Raw genomic sequence first — 784 nt, forward strand, 5'->3', positions numbered from 1 at the left:
ATGCGTCTTCGCGAATGGCCGTATGCGGGCACCCGCCCGTTTCGACGCCGATAATCCGATCTTCCGGCAGAACGCTGTGTTTGATTAAAAATTGGGCATCTTCTTTTGTATAAATATCATTCGTAATGACCGCGATGCTAAAGCGGCGATGCATCGCCCGCGTCAGCTTCTCGACAAGCATCGTTTTGCCGGCGCCGACCGGGCCGCCGATGCCGATTCGTACCGGTTCCATTCTGGATTCTCCCTTCTCTGTCCTTCTTTCGTTCCACGTCAAACAAGATTTACGACATAAACAATCGAACAGGAAGACGTTCATGCTGCATTTGTGCAATTTCCAGACCAACGGCTGCCGCTCCGAGCTCCTCTTCGTCGAGCGTCTCGATGATGCTTGCGGCATGAATCAAATATGGCTGCACCATGACAAGAAGCTTTTGCCCGTCCGTTTGACCGAGGGGGATGCCGCGGACCGCGTTTTGCACCATCGTTTGTACGGAAGCAAACAAATACGTCAGCACCGTCGTTTGTTTGGCTGCTCCGATTTTGCGGCCAACCGCCGCAAACACAATGGCCGGATGAATGGACCGCGTCGTTTGCACGATCTCATCCAATTCATCGACTCCGTAAATGTCGCGGCACAGTTTCCATAAGCGCCCCCCAATCATTCTCGTTCCTTCTCGCGTTTCCTTCGCCAAGCAGAGAGCAAACAGCGTGTCGTTCAGCCGCCGCAGTCCTTCCATACGGTCGACTTCCAACTGCTCATAGGCGATCCGGCACGCCAATCCAT

The 784-nt window shown here is 53.8% G+C and carries 2 protein-coding genes; both read right to left on the reverse strand.

What is annotated here, in order from left to right; all coding sequences use genetic code 11:
- The coding region (locus VU18_RS15455) for a GTP-binding protein (protein ID WP_047758436.1) at positions 1-232 on the reverse strand (232 nt) is incomplete at its 3' end.
- Between the two features lie 49 nt (positions 233-281).
- On the reverse strand, positions 282-784 hold a 503-nt coding region (locus VU18_RS15460; RefSeq protein WP_047758437.1), incomplete at its 5' end, for an urease accessory protein UreF.

Origin of the sequence: Geobacillus sp. ZGt-1 (genome assembly GCF_001026865.1) — a bacterium.
In the GTDB taxonomy this organism is placed as follows: domain Bacteria; phylum Bacillota; class Bacilli; order Bacillales; family Anoxybacillaceae; genus Geobacillus; species Geobacillus thermoleovorans.